This is a genomic window from Pseudomonas sp. LAIL14HWK12:I7 (assembly GCF_000483465.1).
Lineage (GTDB): Bacteria > Pseudomonadota > Gammaproteobacteria > Pseudomonadales > Pseudomonadaceae > Aquipseudomonas > Aquipseudomonas kermanshahensis.
This window is the reverse complement of the sequence record NZ_KI519608.1, coordinates 33,011-49,959: the sequence shown is the minus strand read 5'-3', so window position 1 is coordinate 49,959 and position 16,949 is coordinate 33,011. Positions and strand designations below refer to the sequence as shown.

Genomic DNA, 16,949 nt, shown 5'->3' with positions numbered 1-16,949 from the left:
TCACTCGACCGTGCACTGCGCCGCCTCGGTGGGGTTGCGCAGCTTGATGGTCGCAGGCACGCCGACCGCCAACGCGTTGTCTGGCACGTCCACCAGCACCACGGCGTTGGCGCCGATGACCACGTTGTTGCCGATGCGGATGTTGCCCAGCACCTTGGCACCTGTGCCAATATCGACGTTATTGCCGAACACCGGCGCAATCGGCTCGCTGACATTCTTCAGCCCCACCACCACGCCGTTGCGAATCCGGCAGTCATCGCCAAAGCGGGCATAACCGCTGATTACGATGCCGCCGAAATGGTCGATGACGAAGTTGCGGCCAATCACGACCTCGCAGGGCAATTCAACACCCGTAATGATCTGCACGAACTTGAACAGGATCTTGTAGAGGATGGAGAACAGTTTGCGCAGCAGTGCCGGGCGCACGCTATAGCGCCAGCGCCCGAAGCGATACACCAGCAATACCCAAAACCCCTGGGCGCCCCAATCACCACCGTGTGCACGCAAGTCGGCGCGGATATTCTCGAACATGACGTCACCTACCGTGTGGGTTGGCTTGCGAACCGTGTCTTGAACAACAGCGACCAGGTAGTCTGGCAGTGCCGCCAGCACGCCCGGATCGCCGCGCGACCTCGCCCCTTCAGCAGTGCCTTGAGTGCCAGTACCAGGTCACCCACACACACCAGCAGCATGTGCAGCGCCAGCCCGGCAACGCCGTGGTGCTTGCGGAAGTACAGCAGTTCGCTTTCGATCTGGTAGCTGGAAATCTGCCGGCTGGCCGCTTCCAGTTCGCTGACCGACTTGGAGCTTTCACCGCCGATATGCACCACCGTGGTATGGGGATAGAAGACGACCTTCCAGCCCGCTTCCTTGACCCGCTTGCAATGGTCAACCTCCTCGTAATAGAGGAAGTAGCGCGGATCGAACAGGCCCACCTGGTCCAGCACTTCGCGACGCACCAGGTAGAAACAACCGGGCAGCCAATCGCATTCACGTACCGAGCCATGGTCCCAGGTCATCTCATCGACCATTTTCAAGCCTGGGAAGAAACGGCCCAGCCCGGTACGGCCGACAAACACGTTCAGGGGTGTCGGGAAGTAGCGGCAACTGGGTTGCAGGTCGCCATCGCGGCCCTCCAGGCGCACGCCCAGCACGCCGCACTCGGGGTGGTTGTCCATATACTCGATGGTCTTGGCCAGTGAATCGGCCGCCACGAAGGCATCGGTATTCAGCAGCAGTGCGTACTTGCCCTTCAAGTGCGCCAGCAGTTGGTTGTTGGCGCGCCCGAAACCGACGTTCTTCTTGTTGCTCAGCAACAGCGCCTCGGGGCACACCTTGGCCATGCGCTCCACAGAATCATCGACCGAGGCATTGTCGACGACCAGGTAACTGGCGAGCTTTTCGCTGTCGGCCTTGCGCAGCGCATCGAACATGGGCTGCAGCAAGGACGCAGTATTGAAATTGACCACCATCACATCGACGGGTTTTCTATCCATTGCTACCGTCCCCGAAGAAGTACTGCCGTCGTTGCGCGGCAAGGGCAGGCTCCACGGTCGGGTCAAAGGCCCCTTTGCGCTGTTTGACCAGTTCTATCCACGGGTAGCTTTCACAGCGCTCCTCCACCCTCTTGATCAGTGCTTCGGTGGTGCAGATGAATTTGGCCGGGTTGCCACCCACCACGGTGCCCGGCAGCACGTCCTTGGTAACCACCGCACCGGCAGCGACGATCGCATCGGGCCCGATGGTCACGCGGGGCATCACAATCGCGCCATGGCCGATGAAGCAGTTGTCCTTGATGTCGATATAGCCGACCGAATCGAGGTGTTTCCCGTAGCAGAGCTCGATCAATGCCACCACGCCGTCGTGGCCGATCAGTGTGCAATCCGACAGGCCAACGTTGTTACCAATACGCACCAGCGCAGGGTCGGTAACGTTGCACCCAGTATTGATATGAAAGTTGTCCCCTACTGAATGAAACTTACCCCAACGGGCCAGATAGATCCCCCACTCTCGCCCCGTTGGATTACACAACTTCTTGTACGTCGAGCTTCCCCGCCCGGTCGAGTTGACATAACGCGTCAGTGCACTCCGTATCCATCCATTCATTCTGCGAGCCTCACAATCAATGCGATTCTGAACTGTCCCTGAGGCGACTTCGGTCTCATTCTTCTTGGTGCTGACCGCATCGCACTCAACCCGTTTACAACGTGCGTTACACCGCGGCACCCGTAGCCGATTTCAACTTTTCATTGAGGTGGTCCGCCAACCTGACGGCAAACTGCAACAACGGCATGGTCGGGTTGGACGCGCCGCCCTTGGCAAAGATACTGCTTCCCGCCACATAGAGATTCTGGGTACCGAACACTTTGCAATTGGCGTCGACCACACCGAACTCAGGTGACGCAGCCATGCGCGTGGTGCCCATGTGATGGGCATGCGGCGCCATCTTCAACGGCACCGATGTGTCGTAGACGAAATCGTTGAGCTTGACGAAGCCCAGGTCCATGTCGGCAAATTGCTTGGCCAGTTCGGTGCCGATGCACTTGATGGTGTGCCTGTCACTTTCGCTCAGTGCCCAATGCACGTTGACCTTGGCCACCCCCAACTCGTCTTTTTCGTCCAGCAGTGAAATGCGGCTTTGCCGGTTGGGAAACTGCTCGATCATGGTGCCGATCACACCGTCGCCCGGGCAACTGAACTTGGCGACCAAGGCGATCTTGTCGGCAACGCCCATGTCACAGGCAAGGTTTTCCAGAAAGTGTTTGACCTCGGCCGTGCGGCCATACGTCTGCACGTCCGAGAGCAGTGCAGCGGTGATATTGCCTTTACCGGCCTGGTATTCCTCAACAAAGGCGTCGGTGGTGTAGTACTGACGCATCTGGGTGTCCTGGTCCGACTTCAGGATGAACGTGCCCATGTCGATGTTCAGGTGCTCCATGAAGCAACACCCGGTCAGCCCTTCCTTGTTGACGATACCCGCGGCCAACAGGGATTCACTGTTCAATAACTGCCGGGCATTCTCGATGGCGCCCGTCGCCAGGATGAAGTTTCTGGCCACCACGCGCTGACGATGACGTTCGTAATCGGACACCACCGCAGCCACCACATGGCCCGACGCTTTGTCGAACTCCAGGTCGACGCAGTTGCAATTGATGAATACGTCCAGCCCGTGGGTCTCGTTCAGTGCAGTCGCGTACTTCTGCGCAAAGCGCGTTGGAGGGCTCAGCAGGAAGCGGTCGGGTTCGAAGTCATCACCCGCAAGCCCGGTGTTCATCGCGTGAAACTCCGAGCCTGGCGGCAAATCGACGATGTCCATGGCCGCCGCCAGGTAGCCCTCGATCTCCGAGTAGGGGATCGGCCAGCCGGGCAAGTCGCCGGGCGGCGCCACGGCGAAGTCTGAAGGGGTGAACGGCCGGCATCGCCCTGCCCAGTGGTTGGACGTGCCGCCCAGGTAACGCAGGCGTGTTTCCTCGGCGTACAGTTCGAGCCCCGTCGAGGCGCACTTATACAGCCCTTGCGAGTGCGGCGAATATTCACGCCCACCGCCCTCGGCCAGCAGCACGTTCCAACCCGCAGCTGCCAGCCGCAGGCCCAGGGTAATGCCAGCGGGGCCAGCCCCGATGATGCAAAAATCATAGTCGTCACGCAGCGTTTTCTGCTGCTGATAGTCCTTGATCATGCTGGCTCGTTCCGGAAGTACAGAGAAGGCAACACCCAGCCGTTGATCACCACGAACCCGGGTTTTTCGACGGGTTTGCGTGCAACGTCTGCGGCCACGCCAAACACCGCGCCGCCAACGCCCAGCAGGACACAGCTCTGGAGAAAACCCCTACGACCCAACTGCGGAGTACACAACGTAAGCTTCCCCATGATCCCCAGACCTATCTCGATGAAGTGTTAACAATCAGTCACTCGACCGCCCCCACATTGCACCATCGCCCGCCTCTGGCCTCATCACAGCCATTCGAAGAAACGGGTCGCCAACAGCCCACAGAGTGCCCCCACGGCCACCATCGGCAGTACCACCAACTCGCGTTTGACACTGAAGATATCCAGCTTGCAGTTAACGTAGACCACCAACAGCAGCGTCGGGAAGGTATGCAGGGCCACCCCCCAGATTGCGTAGTCGACACCGCCAATGGCCAGCAGCAGTGGCAACAACCCCCATAACGAGACTAGCCGGATGATGTTGTCCATGGCCTGGTATTTCGTCAGGCCCAGGGCAATCCATATCTGATGTGCCAAGGTATAGCGCAGCGTGAAGAACGACAGCGAAAGAATCGCAAGAATCGTACCCGCCTCGGTGTAGCGCGCGTCGTACATCCAGCCGATCAACAACGGGCTGGCGGTCAGGAACACCCCGCAGGCAAACAGCATCACAAGGTCGACCAGCAACCTGAAACGGTAGTACAGCGCCTTCAGGCGTGCCTTGTCACCTTCCCGAGCGGCTTCGCTGAACGCGGGCAGCGCTACCGAGCCCACCAGTTTCAGCAACCCGGTCTGCACGGACCCGAGGATCAGCACGGCAATCGAGTACACCCCCAACTGCCCCGCTGTCATGCTCGCACCAAACCAGATTCGGTCACCGTACATGGCCAGTACGCCGACCATCGACGACAGCAGTATCCAGCGGCCAAACACGATCAGCTCGGTCAGCGCGCTTCGGTCCCACTGCAGGCGGTTGTTCGGCCCTTCCAGCGCCAGGTGCCCCAGCAAGGTGCCCGCCAGGGCACTGACTAGGCCGGCGATCACCAGCGACCAGATCGACCGGGTGAAATAACCAATCACCAGCATCGCGATCAAACCGACCACTTGCGAGGCGAGGTCCACCAATACCACGCGCTTCTGTTGGAAAGTTCGTACGGCGACATCTATCTTGGTCGATTGGAATCCCCAGATGATGGCCGAAAGGCCGGTCACCGCCAGTACCATTGGCAGCTCGGGGGCGGCGTAAGTGGAGTCCGCCGGCCACAGGTTGGCCAACTGCGCGAACCAGGAGGCGGCGGCCAGCAGCAAGGTCAGGGCAAACAGGACGAAGCCGCGGATGATCTGGACGGTCCAGGCGGTATTGAGAAACTCGGGGTCGTCGCCCCGGTGGCTCTGGATGATGTTCTGGCGCAGGCCAACATCGGACAGCAAGTGCAAAAGTACCGAAACCGTGGTGGCGATGACCATCACACCGAACATTTCCGGCAGCAACAAACGGGCCATGATCAGGTTGCCGCCCAGGCGCATGACCTGTGACGCCACCAGCGACACCAGGTTCCATGACCCGGCCTTCAGTGCGCGCTTGCGCAGGCTCGCGGAGGCTGACACATCAATCGACGGCATGACTTCAATCTCTGACTGATTGGCTAAAAGTCACTATAGTTTCAATTAGCCATGATGCTAGCCGTGCCCACCAAGGGAAAGGTGTCCTTAGCCAATGCCTGAACATTTTCGTGCGTTGATCGTCATTCTGTTTCTGGCAGGCGTCGTTTTTGTCATGGCGCGCCGCCCGGCGACAGACCTCATCCCCTACAGCGACTTCAAGCGCCGGCGTAACCTGTGGTTCGTCCTGACGCTGGTGGCCTTCGCCTCCCACAGCTTCTGGGTGTACGTGGCCGCTGCCGGGCTGATCATGTACATCGCCGGGCGGCGCGAACGCAATGCCATGGCGCTGTTTTTCATGTTGCTGTTCCTGATTCCGCCGGCCTCGGTGCAAATACCTGGGTTTGGCGTGGTCAACTACCTGGTCGACCTCAACCATGTTCGCCTGCTGACGCTGTGCGTGCTGCTGCCGGCGGCGCTGGCCCTGAGCAGGCAAAGCGATACCCTGCGCTTCGGCCGCACCTGGCCCGACAAGCTGCTGGCGGCCAGCCTGGTGCTGATGAGTGTGCTGTACCTGCGTGAAACCACCCTGACCGACACCTTGCGCCAGGCGCTCTACCTGTATGTCGATGTGTTCTTGCCCTACTACGTCGCCAGCCGAGGGCTCAAGGAGATCAGTGATTTCAAGGACGCCATGCTGGCATTCGTACTGGCATCCTTCGTCCTGGCACTGATCGGCTTTGCCGAGTTCGTCCGCCACTGGCTGCTGTACAACGCCCTGATCGATGCCATGGGCGTGCAGTGGAGCATGTCCAGCTACCTGAGCCGTGGTGGCTCGCTACGGGCCAGCGCCACCACCGGGCAGGCAATTGCGCTGGGCTACGTGATGAGTGTGGCCATCGGCCTGTACCTGTTCGTCCAGGGCTATGTGCGCAGCCAGCTGCAGCGGGTGCTCGGCGCCCTGCTGCTGGCTGCCGGGCTTTTCGCGCCGTTGTCCCGCGGCCCCTGGATTGGCGCTGTGGTCATCGTCGTGGTGTTCATTGCCATGGGCAAAGGCGCCATTAAGCGCCTGACCGTGCTTGCCCTCGCCGGCGTACTGGCACTGCCGCTGCTGACCGTGCTGCCTGGGGGCGACAAGGTGCTGGACCTGCTGCCTTTCATCGGCAATATCGAAAAAGAGAACATCACCTACCGGGAACGCTTGATCGACAACTCCTGGATCGTGATCCAACGTAACCCCTTGTTCGGTTCGTTCGACTTCCGTAACACCCCTGAAATGCAGTCGATGATTCAGGGGGAAGGCATTATCGACATCGTCAACACCTACGTCAGCCTGGCCCTGCGGGTCGGGTTGGTCGGGCTCGCGCTGTTCGTGGCGTTTTTCGTCACCGTGTTGCTGGGCATCCGCAAAGCCATGCGCGCGTTCCCCGACAAGGATGACGAGCAACGGCAACTGGGCCGGGCGCTGTTGGCGACGCTGGTGGGGATCTTGGTGATCATCTTCACCGTCAGCAGCATCACTATCATCCCCACCGTGTACTGGTCGGTCGCAGGGCTTGGGGTGGCCTACATACAGCGGGTGCGCAGGCTCCGTTCCAGCCAGGCCAGCGACCTTCCCGCTGCCGGCCTTCAAACCAGGTGATGCCCATGAGCCGTTTCCCTTTGCGCCCCTTCATGCGGGCATCCCTGTTCGTTGGCCTGGCCGTCATGTCCCAGGCTGGCTGGGCCTCCGGGTGGGTCGTCAGCGTCGAAGAACAAAACGGCCTGCCCAGCGTGACACGCGGTGGCGGGCAGGTGATGAAAGCCAAGTTCGACTTCTGGGCGGCTAACTGGAGCTGGACTGGTTTCTACACCGCCATGAAGGTCAATGCGCCCTACAGCTACACCCTGCAGGGCAAGAACAAGCAGTTGGACTTCGACCTGACGGCGGATATCCGCAAGCCGCAAACACAAACCTTGACCTGGGCGTTCGACCTGACCGCACACAGCAGGCAGTCCAACGTGATGGGCGGCGGCATCGTTTTCCAGTTCGACCCGGCCCTGTTCAATGGGGAGATGGGCGCGCCCGTGCTGTTGCCCGACAACCGTGGCTGGTCCTGGGGCAAAGATGCGCAAGGCAGGCGCATCGAGATGCGCTTCGAACCTGCACTGGCAAAGGTGTACTTCGAACCGGGTAGCAATGCCGAGATCCGCGCGTTCTTCTACAAAGACCCCATCAGCGCCGGCCAGCAGCAGATCAAGGCGACGTTGAACGTGACGGGCGATATCGAGCTGGGCCCAACCCCCACCGAGCGCTTTGGCCTGCAAGACCCCGCGCAGTGGCCCGATGACCAGCTTGACTGGCAAACCTCGCCGGTCGACCTGTCCTTTCTCAATGCACCAGAAAAACCGGCTGGCAAACGCGGCTTTGTAAAGTCTTCCGGCGAGCAACTGATGTTCGAGGACAACACCCCCGTGCGTTTCTGGGGCACCAACCTGTCTGCGTACTCGCTGTTCAAGACGCCAGACGAGGAAATCATCAAACAGGCCAAACGCCTGTCGGCACTGGGTTTCAACCTCGTCCGGCTGCACCACCACGACTCCCCATGGGTCAGCCCGAACGTGTTTGGCGACGGCACCTTGATTCGCGATACCCAGCAGCTCAATGCCGAGTCGCTGCGCAAGATCGACCTGTGGGTCAAAAGCCTCAAGGACGAGGGCATCTACGTCTGGCTCGACATGCACGTACAGCGCGCCCTCACCGCCAATGACAACATCGATGACTTCAAGGAGCTGGCCAAGGGCGAGCCCAGGGTCGACCTTAAAGGCTACGCCTATGTGAACCAGAGCATTCAACAGGCCATGAAACGCTTTACTGAGCAGTACATGACCCATGTGAACCCCTACACCGGCCTAGCCTACAAAGACGACCCGGCCATTGCTGCGGTTTTGATCACCAACGAAAACGACATCACCCAGCACTACGGCAACGCCCTGATGCCGGACAAAAAAGTCCCCGCACATACCAAGCTTTACCAGGAGCAGGCAGACGCCTTCGCCAAGCACAATGACCTGCCTGCAGACCGCACCTGGCGCGCCTGGGAACATGGCCCGTCGAAGCTCTTCTTGAATGATCTGGAACGCCGTTTCGATGTCGACATGATTGCGCACCTGCGCAGTCTGGGGGTCAAGGTACCCATTGCCACCACCAGCACCTGGGGCGGCAATGGCCTGAGCGCGCTGCCCGCGCTGACCTCGGGCGATGTGATCGATGCGCACAGCTACGGCGCCATCGGCCAGCTCGAGAAGAACCCGCTGACCAGCGACGGGATGATCAACTGGATTGCCGCGGCCCAGGTCGTCGGCCTGCCTCTGACGGTCACCGAATGGAACGCTGAACCCTTCCCCCTGCCCGACCGTCACTCGCTGCCCCTGTATGTGGCGGGCACGGCCAGCCACCAAGGCTGGGACGCCATGATGCAATATGCCTATAGTCAGCAGGCCTTCAACAGCGGTTGGCGCACGGCAGACAACTGGCACGCGTACAACGACCCGGCCATGCTGGCCACGCTCCCCGCGGCTGCCCTGCTCTACCGCCGTGCGGACGTGCAGCAAGCCACCACCCGTTACGTCTTCGCGCCAACACCCGCCACCTTGTTCAACCAAGACATCACGCCGCGCAACTCGCTGCTGCTGCGCACCGCCATGGAAAAAGGCAGGCTGCAGATCGCCATGCCGCAGACGCCGGAGTTGCCCTGGTTGAAACCCAGCATCATCCCGGCCGATGCCCAAGTGCTGCGTGACCCTGCCCAATCGTTGCTGCCCCCTGACGCCACCGAGTCGGTAACCGATACCGGGGAGCTCAAGCGCAACTGGCAACAAGGCCTCTACACTATCGATACCCCCCTGACCCAGGCGGCGACCGGCTGGCTGGGCGGTCGAACCCTCAACCTTGGGCAGGTCGAGGTACAGGCAAAGACGCCTTATGCCAGTGTCGTCGTGCAGAGCCTGGATGCCAAACCGCTGGGCCAGGCTCGCAGCCTGCTGATCTCACTGGGCACCCGGGCTGTGCCCAAGGTCGACGACAAGACACCGTTCAATGTCGAGCCCTTCGAAGGCACCCTGGCCATCCAGGCGGCGGGCGGTCTGAAACTGTTCGCGCGCGATGCACACGCGCAGCTCAAGGAATTGTCAGTGGCGTACCAGAACGGGCGCTATGTGATCACGTTCGATGGCCAGTACATGTCCAACTGGCTGTTCTTGAAATAGAGCATTTGGCCATCTACAGTCTCAAGAGACCTGTAGCTGATACTCCCACCTGTTCGATCCAGGGACGACCCGCGGCGTCTGTACAACAGCAGAGTCCAGGAGGCACGGATGAAGTTTCTGGTTGTCGGTGGCGCAGGTTATATCGGCTCGCACATGGTCAAGCACTTGCTGGCCGCGGGCCATGATGTGGTGGTGGCGGACCTTGTGTCGCCAGGGCCTGGGGTGCAATGGGCCAAGCTCGACATTGCCGACGAGCCGGCGCTGGATGTGCTGTTCGCCGAGTGCCACTTCGATGCGGTCTTTCACTTCGCATCGTTCATTCAGGTGGGCGAGTCGGTTTGCGCCCCTGGCAAGTATTACCAGAACAACGTAGCGGCCACCCTGACATTGCTGCAGGCGATGGTGAATGCGGGCATCAAGCGGCTGGTGTTTTCCTCCAGCGCAGCCGTTTACGGCAACCCGCTGTATGTGCCCATTGACGAGGCGCATGGCAAGGCACCGATCAACCCCTATGGGCTCAGCAAGTGGATGGTCGAGCAGATACTCGAGGACTTCGACCGTGCTTACGGGCTGAAGTCAGTGTGCCTGCGCTACTTCAACGCCGCAGGGGCTGACCCTGACGGGGAGCTGGGCGAGCGCCATGAGCCGGAAACCCACCTGATACCGTTGATCCTCCAGGCGGCCGCAGGCAGGCGTGAGGCGGTCACGGTGTTTGGCCGGGATTACGACACCGCCGATGGCACCTGTATTCGTGATTATGTGCATGTCGCCGACCTGGCTTCGGCACATGCGCTGGCAGTGGACTACCTGGTCGCTGGCGGCCCCAGCACGGCGTTCAACCTGGGCAATGGCCTGGGCTTTTCAGTGCAACAAGTGATCGATACCGCCCGCACAGTGACGGGCCGGCAGATCCACACACTCGATGCACCCCGCCGCGCGGGTGACCCGCCAGGGTTGGTGGCGGATGCTGGCAAGGCGATGACTGTGTTGGGCTGGCGGCCAGCGTATGCATCGCTGGAGCAGATCGTGGCGCATGCCTGGAGATGGGAGTTGCAGTACCCGTGGCATCGGCCGTGATCATGCGGCTATTCACTATCGGGTGTAGGAGCAGCCTTGTGCTGCGAAGAGGCCGGTGACAGCAGCGAAGATTCGCTATGTTTTCACAGGTCTCTTCGCAGCACAAGGCTGCTCCTACACTCGATAGAGAATAGTCAGTAATAGGTGCGCGGCTTCTCATCCGCCTTGTTCAACACCGTGCCAATCAGGTTGACCGTCGCCAGGTGGTGCAGGCATTCCTCGATCTCTTGCTTGCTGTTCATGCCGTTGCCGACGACCAACAACACACAGTCGAACTTGGGCATCACGGTGATTGCATCGTCTGAGCTCAACAACGGCGGCAAATCGAAGATGCAGATGCGCGACTCATAGCGGCTGCGCAAGTCGCTGATCAGGTTGTTCACCCGGGGGGAGGACAGCATTTCGGTAGACATCGGAATAGGCACCCGCGTCGGCAGCACGACAAAACGCGGCAACGTGGGGTTGACCAACACCTCTTCGAGCCCGGCCTGGTCAGACAACAACTCGTTGAGGGCCTTTTCCATCGGCAAGCCCAGGCTGCTGCCGACCTTGGGGCGACGCAGGTCGAAGTCCACCAGCAGCGCCGTCTTGGTCGTATGGTGCGCGATACTCATGGCCAGGTTGATCGCCAGCACCGTCTTGCCCGCCTCGGGTGTTGGCGAGGTGATGGCCAAGGTACGCCAGCCGTTTTCCTCCATCGCCTGCAGCACCTGCGTGCGCAACAGGTCGATCGGCCCACTCATGTTCGAGTTCTTGTTGAACGCGACAATCCGATTGCGCTCAAGGTGCTCCGCACGCAACGGCACCACCTTGGTCTTCACGTAATCGAATTGCCCTGGCACTTCTGGAGGCTCCGCCCCGTGGGCGGTTTGCGGTGCCTGGGCAGCACCTGGAGAAACTTGATGAATACCATTGCCAACTACCGGCTTGATCCTGTCCATCACTGCTTTCCCTATTCAAACCGCGCCATAGCCTTGAACAGCAACACATCCAACGGCATGTAGAACACGTGCACCAGCACTACCATCATAGCAATCAGCACAAGCACCGCCAGGATCAGCAGGTTGCGCCAGCGTTTACGCTTTGCCAGTTCCGCCTGGGTGGTGATGAAGGGCACCGTCACCAGCACACGCTTGCCCAACACGCTCTCTAGCGCCCCTACACCCCGTACCCGTTGATTGAGCATTTCCAACAGCATCACCAACGCGCCACCGCCTGCCGGTGCCAGCACCAGGCCCAGGGCGGCGATTTTCTTGCGGTTGGGTTTGATCGGCTTTTCGGGCAGCAGCGGTGGCTCCAGCAGCACAAAACGCTCTGCCTTGTTTTCCTGTTCCAGGCTTTCGGTAATTTTCGCGCCCATTTCCTTGGCACGGATCTCTTCATACTTCTTGCGCGCGTTGTCGTGGTCGCGCATCAACGTGACCAGGCCACGCTCCACTTGCGGGGCTTCAAGAATCTCCGCCTCGTAGCCTTCCATTTTCTTCACCAGCTCACGCTTTTGCTCCGCCAGTGAGGTGATGCGCTCCTGGGCCGCGCCAATCCGCGCACGCACCCGCGCCACATCGAGGCTGACCGACGATGCAGCCTTGCTGCCGCCGCCGCTGGCCTGCAGGGCATCGATCTTGCGCTTGACCGCAACTACGTCCGGGTGCGCGTCCTTGTATTTGGTCAGCAGCCGGGCGTACTCGGCCTTGAGGCTGGGCAGGTCTTGTGGCTGGTCGGCACTGGACGGCCGGGTACCGTCAGCCTTGGTGGTCAAGCCGGCATTGGCCGCCGACAGTTCAAGCTCCAGGTAACGCAGTTCCTCTTGCGCGGTCTTGTAATCACGGTCGACCTCCCTGAACTCCAGCTCCGAACGCGACAGCATGCTCATGCGCAGCGACTGGTGCTCAGGCAAGGCATTGGCGTGGGCTTGCTTGAAGTCCGCCAGCTGGTTTTCCAGGCTGGCAAGCTCGGCACCCAGCTTGTTGGCTTCCTGGGTCAGGAATTCGGTGGTTTCGTTGGCGCGCTCGGTGCGCTGCTTGAGGTTTTCGTTGAGGAACAGCGTCACCAGTTCGTTTGCGACATCCTTGGCCACCTGCGCTTGCTTGTGCTCGAAGGACACATTGAATGCGACTGTGGCCTCACCCCGCCCTCTGACGAACGTGCTGAGGGTCGCGACCACGATGGCATTGCGCATCTGGTCGATCTTGTCACTTTCGCTAAGCCGCTTGTCTGCGAACAGGCTGTACTTTTCGATGATCCGCAGCAGGTTCTCGCGGGTCATGACGCGCTGGCGAATGACCTCGATGCGCTCATCGGCAAAACTGTTGTTGTTCGCCGATACCAGCTCGGGGGAAATCTGTTGCGACTCCACCAGAATGGTCCCGGTGGACTGATAGATCGGTGGCACGCTGACCGCGACCACCACGGTCGCGGCAAGAATGACTACGATACTGATCCCTAATAACAGGGCCCTATCCTTGATGATGGCGATGTAATCTTTAAGGGAAAGCTCGTAGTCAGACTTCATAAAGGCCACCAGGCTGAAGTTCAGAGGTCGGGGTACCTATACGTCAACGTCAAACCAACAATTGTTGCGTCCGCAGTGGGTGCATCGTCCTGCCGCCGCTCCTTGTACATCAACGATAGGCGCAGATCCCAAAAAGGCGAAAATTCCCGGCTGGCCCAGACACTGTACATTTGCAGTGTGTTGGGGGTTTGCCCTTTGCTGTCTTGCCAGGTGGCATCGGCGCCGACGCGGGTCAGCTCGTTGACCGCGTAACTGTAGATACCGCGCACCATGTCGAGCTCGGCAAAACCACCCTCCGCGCTGGCGACCGTGCTGCGTTCGGCACTCAAGCTGAGGTCGGAACGCACCCCGGTATACAGCAGCGAGACCCCGCCCTCCCCGCGCCGACCGCCTTCAGAGCCGGACACCTGGTTGACGCCAACGTGCGCATCGGCACTCAGGCGCTCGGAGAACTGATACTTCACCCCAACTGCAGGGGTGTAGCTGTTAGAGGCGGTCGCAGTAAGGTCCTGTTCGGGCTCATAGCGCCTCACCCCAAACCGGGTATACACATCGGCCCGCTCGTTCCAGGCGTAGGTCCAGGTCGTCACGTTGCCCAGCTCGTTGTAGCCGGTCAGCGTGTTGATGTCGTATCGCGCTCGGCTGTACTTGGTTTCGTTGGACAACGTACTGCGCGCGGTGATGGCGCTGCTCCAATTGCCTGCAAGCGTATACAGCTTCTGCGTGCCGTCGGTGGTTACCACACCGGTGTCCTGGACAATGCCGGACAACGTAGAGCTTTCGTTGTACTGAGCCACCAGGCCAAAACGCCCTTTCTCGGTGTCGCGTTGCCAGCCCAGGCTTACATTGGGGTCTTCGCGGTCGTCGACGATGTCTGTGTCTGAAGAACGCAACACGTGCATGCCAAGACCCAACCGTAATTCGTCGCGGTCGAAGGTACCGACAAGGGTGTAGTCGGGCGCAATGATGGTGCGCGTCACTCCCTTTTCTTCAGACGACAGCAACAACGGGTTGCTGTCGTATTCGACCGAGGTCGGTACCACCACCGATGACTGCCAATTTGCTGCCTGGACCGCGTCCGTAAACGGCAAGACCATGATTGCCGTTGCAATGCTAGTTGTTCTAAGAAGAGGCATTAAGTGTTCTTATTAAGGCAAGATCAAGGAACGACCAGCGTATCGCCAGCCTGAAGTTGAATGTTGGTGGACATGTCACGCCCGGAAACCAGGTCCCTATATCTCACGGGCAGAATCCGTTGGGAAGCCCCCTGGCCGCGAACCACCTTAATGTCGCTTTCGTCAGCGAATTTGTCCAAACCACCCGACATGCTCAAGGCCTGCAATACGGCCGTGGGCCCCGCCATTTGTACGGGCCCTGGCTTGATCACTTTGCCCTGCACGTACACAAGGTTGCCGGCGATGCTTTTGACGACAACGCTGACGTTCGGGTCGGGGAGGAATTTTTCGAGTTTGGCAGCGACCTGTTTTTCAACGGCCGTGACATCAAGGCCAGCGACATCAATCCGCCCTGCCAAGGGGAAGGTGATACTGCCATCGGGTAGCACGGTGGCTTCTTGACGCAGGCTCTCCTCTTGCCAGACGGACACCATCACCACATCGCCAGGGCTGAGCCGATAAGCTGCGCTATTTTCGACCGCGTTGCCGGTACCAGACCACAGCATCAGCACGCAAAAAGCGGAACACAATGAACGTACCATGAGGGTCCCTCCGGCCTACTGGCCTGACAAAGAGCACTGAATGAGAACGGCACACCAACTCTCGCTCCACTTCGCAACCGCACTGCCTGCTGCGATGGCCTCAACCTTCCTGGAGGCCCTGTACCTTGACACCTCGACACCCTGCCTGACCCGCCCGCTGCGACACCCTACGGCTAATGGCGATGAGTCGCCACTGGAATATAGCAACAGTTGGAAAATTGACAAGCTGTCAGCGGCTGCGAAGCCATCAACAACAAACCTCAGACGTCAATTTACCGACAGCTCAAAAAAGCCCCGTAATTGATCAACTGTTAAAGCCCCCTATTACCCTTGCCACGCGAGAACGTTTAAATCTTTCTTCTGTTGGCAACGGCAACAAAACCGATGACTGCAAAGGCGAAGAACCACCCTGCCGTTGCGACAGGAATGACACTGTTTTGATTGACATACGAATCAGCAGCGCGCGCCGCGCCACTTAAAAGCACCAACAAGAATATTGATTTAATGAACAGTGTCGAGCGCATAACCCCCTCCTATAAAGAGGATAATAAAAATATTTATTGGTGGGTTTAGCGGGAGACTTCCTCGCTGTTGATTTGAGCTTATGGGCACAATGACACTACGTCAATGATCCGACACCATAATAAAATTCAATGAGCAAGGGGTGGCTTCGTCAAAATGCCGTCACACATAAACTGCAGGCGTTTCTCGGTACTGCCAGATAATGGTCAATTAAGTGTAAGGCGCTGATATAGCGAACTTTTCTACGGTAGAAGCCGCACAGGAGACCCCGGCGGCAGGCGCTATCGTGATTGCTGATCAATCGAAGACGTGAAGGAAGCAAGCCCTTGCGTTTCATCGCTGAGAAACCAAATGCTAATGGTTGGCCTTCCGAACCGAAATCTGGCGCGTTTACCTGAGGCTTGGCCGGTAGCTACACCGGCATCAAATCCAGGGTGCGCTCCACCTCATCGATGTCGATCCTGAACCCATCGCCTTCCGGCATGCCCACCACAAAGCCAAAGTGCTGCTGGTCGCGGTCCGTCAGGTATTTGTAATAACTGACAAAACGGTTCGGTGGCTGCAACGTCAATACTGAGCCACCGGCCTGCAGCACGTTCACGCCATGAACCAGCTGGCTACCTTCGACCCCAGCCACCACCCTGGCGCCGGCGCACGCCGCGATAATGCTCGGCACGTCGGTTTTCAGCGGGTCGACAATGCGAAAGCCCCTGTGCGTGCGCAGGTGCTCTGCTACGGCCATTTCATTGCGCAGGAAGCGCAAGTCGCCGTCGCCACCACGCAATATGAACACACCGGGGTGTGGTTCGTGGGGCACATGCGACAGCAGCTTTTCGCCCATGGCTCGGTAGCGCAAGTGGCGGCTTTGGTTGTTGCTCTGGTCGTCGAACAGCACCAGCTCACGGAAAAACGCACTGCGCAAACGAAGGGGCTTCATGCCCAGCCAGTCTTCATAAGCCGGCGCCTGGGTAAACAGTGGGTAGCGCGCAGAGGGCGCAGTGGTCACCGGTACGCCCTCGTTGCACGCCAGGGCATAGGTGACGCAGTCTTCCATCAACCAGGTGCCAAACCAGGAGTTGCCATTTTGCGTGCAGTAGATGGCCGCGCGCTCGATCTCGTGCTCCACCACAACCCGCGGGAAGGTGCTCGGTTTCAAGGATAACCAGTGGCTGGCCTTGCCTTTGTAGAGCGCGCCATCGACCAACCACACGTCCTTGATCAGGTACCCACGTGTAGGGCCCTGCGCCACGCTGAGCCCACCCTCCATCGTGCGGGCGGGATGCACGTAGGGGTAAAAGCGCTTTGCCTCCCACCCCGTCACCCGCTCCAGCTGATTGGGCAAATAGAAGGCGGCCGGGGAAACCGTTGTTTCACCAGGCGCGATATCCCAGCTTTTTGACGCGATGCTTTTCAGGTCGATGGCAGAATTACGTGCGAGCCGCTTGCGCGCCATGTATTTGTACGCGGCAAGGGTCCACTTATGCCGTTTACCGGCAGACGGTGCGCTGAATTTGGAGATATCGCTGCCCATGAAGTGCTCCCCGAGGTGGCGTGGTCACTAGC

14 protein-coding genes are annotated in these 16,949 nt (G+C 59.6%); 3 read left to right on the top strand and 11 right to left on the bottom strand.

Going from position 1 to position 16,949, the window contains the following annotated elements:
• The 5 genes from D886_RS0126485 to D886_RS0126465 all read right to left on the bottom strand — a co-directional run bounded on the left by D886_RS0126485 (nt 1) and on the right by D886_RS0126465 (nt 5,331).
• Nucleotides 1–531 carry a serine O-acetyltransferase gene (locus tag D886_RS0126485; RefSeq protein ID WP_027596772.1) on the bottom strand — a complete coding sequence of 177 codons (531 nt, stop codon included), beginning with the start codon at nt 529–531 and terminating at the stop codon, nt 1–3.
• 8 nt (nt 532–539) lie between these two features.
• Nucleotides 540–1,496: a glycosyltransferase family 2 protein gene (locus D886_RS0126480; protein ID WP_027596771.1), complete on the bottom strand. Its 957-nt coding sequence runs from the start codon at nt 1,494–1,496 to the stop codon at nt 540–542.
• Nucleotides 1,489–2,106, bottom strand: coding sequence for an acyltransferase (locus D886_RS0126475; protein WP_027596770.1), 618 nt, complete (start codon nt 2,104–2,106; stop codon nt 1,489–1,491). Before D886_RS0126475 ends, D886_RS0126480 begins: the two co-directional genes overlap by 8 nt.
• A gap of 106 nt (nt 2,107–2,212) precedes the next feature.
• Nucleotides 2,213–3,679 (bottom strand): FAD-dependent oxidoreductase, encoded by a 1,467-nt coding sequence (locus D886_RS0126470; protein ID WP_027596769.1) that lies wholly within the window; start codon nt 3,677–3,679, stop codon nt 2,213–2,215.
• Nucleotides 3,680–3,954: 275 nt separating this feature from the next.
• On the bottom strand, nt 3,955–5,331 hold the full coding sequence (locus D886_RS0126465) for an oligosaccharide flippase family protein (protein WP_027596768.1): 1,377 nt from the start codon (nt 5,329–5,331) through the stop codon (nt 3,955–3,957).
• A gap of 94 nt (nt 5,332–5,425) precedes the next feature.
• Between D886_RS0126465 and D886_RS0126460 the strand changes: the two genes are divergently transcribed.
• From D886_RS0126460 to galE, 3 genes are all read left to right on the top strand, one after another.
• Complete coding sequence (locus D886_RS0126460; protein WP_027596767.1) at nt 5,426–6,952, top strand: O-antigen ligase; 1,527 nt, start codon at nt 5,426–5,428, stop codon at nt 6,950–6,952.
• The gene (locus D886_RS0126455; protein WP_371098778.1) at nt 6,952–9,558 is read left to right on the top strand and encodes a cellulase family glycosylhydrolase; all 2,607 of its coding nucleotides are present in this window, start codon (nt 6,952–6,954) and stop codon (nt 9,556–9,558) included. Before D886_RS0126460 ends, D886_RS0126455 begins: the two co-directional genes overlap by 1 nt.
• Before the next feature lie 108 nt (nt 9,559–9,666).
• Nucleotides 9,667–10,635, top strand: coding sequence for a UDP-glucose 4-epimerase GalE (gene galE, locus D886_RS0126450; RefSeq protein WP_027596765.1), 969 nt, complete (start codon nt 9,667–9,669; stop codon nt 10,633–10,635).
• Nucleotides 10,636–10,769: 134 nt separating this feature from the next.
• Here the strand turns inward: galE and D886_RS0126445 are convergent, their stop codons facing one another.
• The 6 genes from D886_RS0126445 to D886_RS0126420 all read right to left on the bottom strand — a co-directional run bounded on the left by D886_RS0126445 (nt 10,770) and on the right by D886_RS0126420 (nt 16,917).
• Nucleotides 10,770–11,576, bottom strand: a complete 807-nt coding sequence (locus D886_RS0126445) for a CpsD/CapB family tyrosine-protein kinase (RefSeq protein ID WP_027596764.1) — start codon at nt 11,574–11,576, stop codon at nt 10,770–10,772.
• Nucleotides 11,577–11,587: 11 nt separating this feature from the next.
• The gene (locus tag D886_RS0126440; protein WP_027596763.1) at nt 11,588–13,147 is read right to left on the bottom strand and encodes a Wzz/FepE/Etk N-terminal domain-containing protein; all 1,560 of its coding nucleotides are present in this window, start codon (nt 13,145–13,147) and stop codon (nt 11,588–11,590) included.
• Nucleotides 13,148–13,167: 20 nt separating this feature from the next.
• A complete protein-coding gene (locus D886_RS0126435; RefSeq protein ID WP_027596762.1) occupies nt 13,168–14,283 on the bottom strand; it encodes a hypothetical protein in 1,116 nt (371 codons plus the stop codon).
• A gap of 23 nt (nt 14,284–14,306) precedes the next feature.
• Nucleotides 14,307–14,864: a polysaccharide biosynthesis/export family protein gene (locus D886_RS0126430; protein WP_027596761.1), complete on the bottom strand. Its 558-nt coding sequence runs from the start codon at nt 14,862–14,864 to the stop codon at nt 14,307–14,309.
• Between the two features lie 347 nt (nt 14,865–15,211).
• Nucleotides 15,212–15,388: an EPS-associated small membrane protein EppA gene (gene eppA, locus D886_RS28440; RefSeq protein WP_077068395.1), complete on the bottom strand. Its 177-nt coding sequence runs from the start codon at nt 15,386–15,388 to the stop codon at nt 15,212–15,214.
• A gap of 410 nt (nt 15,389–15,798) precedes the next feature.
• Complete coding sequence (locus tag D886_RS0126420) at nt 15,799–16,917, bottom strand: glycosyltransferase 61 family protein (protein ID WP_027596760.1); 1,119 nt, start codon at nt 16,915–16,917, stop codon at nt 15,799–15,801.
• Nucleotides 16,918–16,949 lie beyond the last annotated feature (32 nt).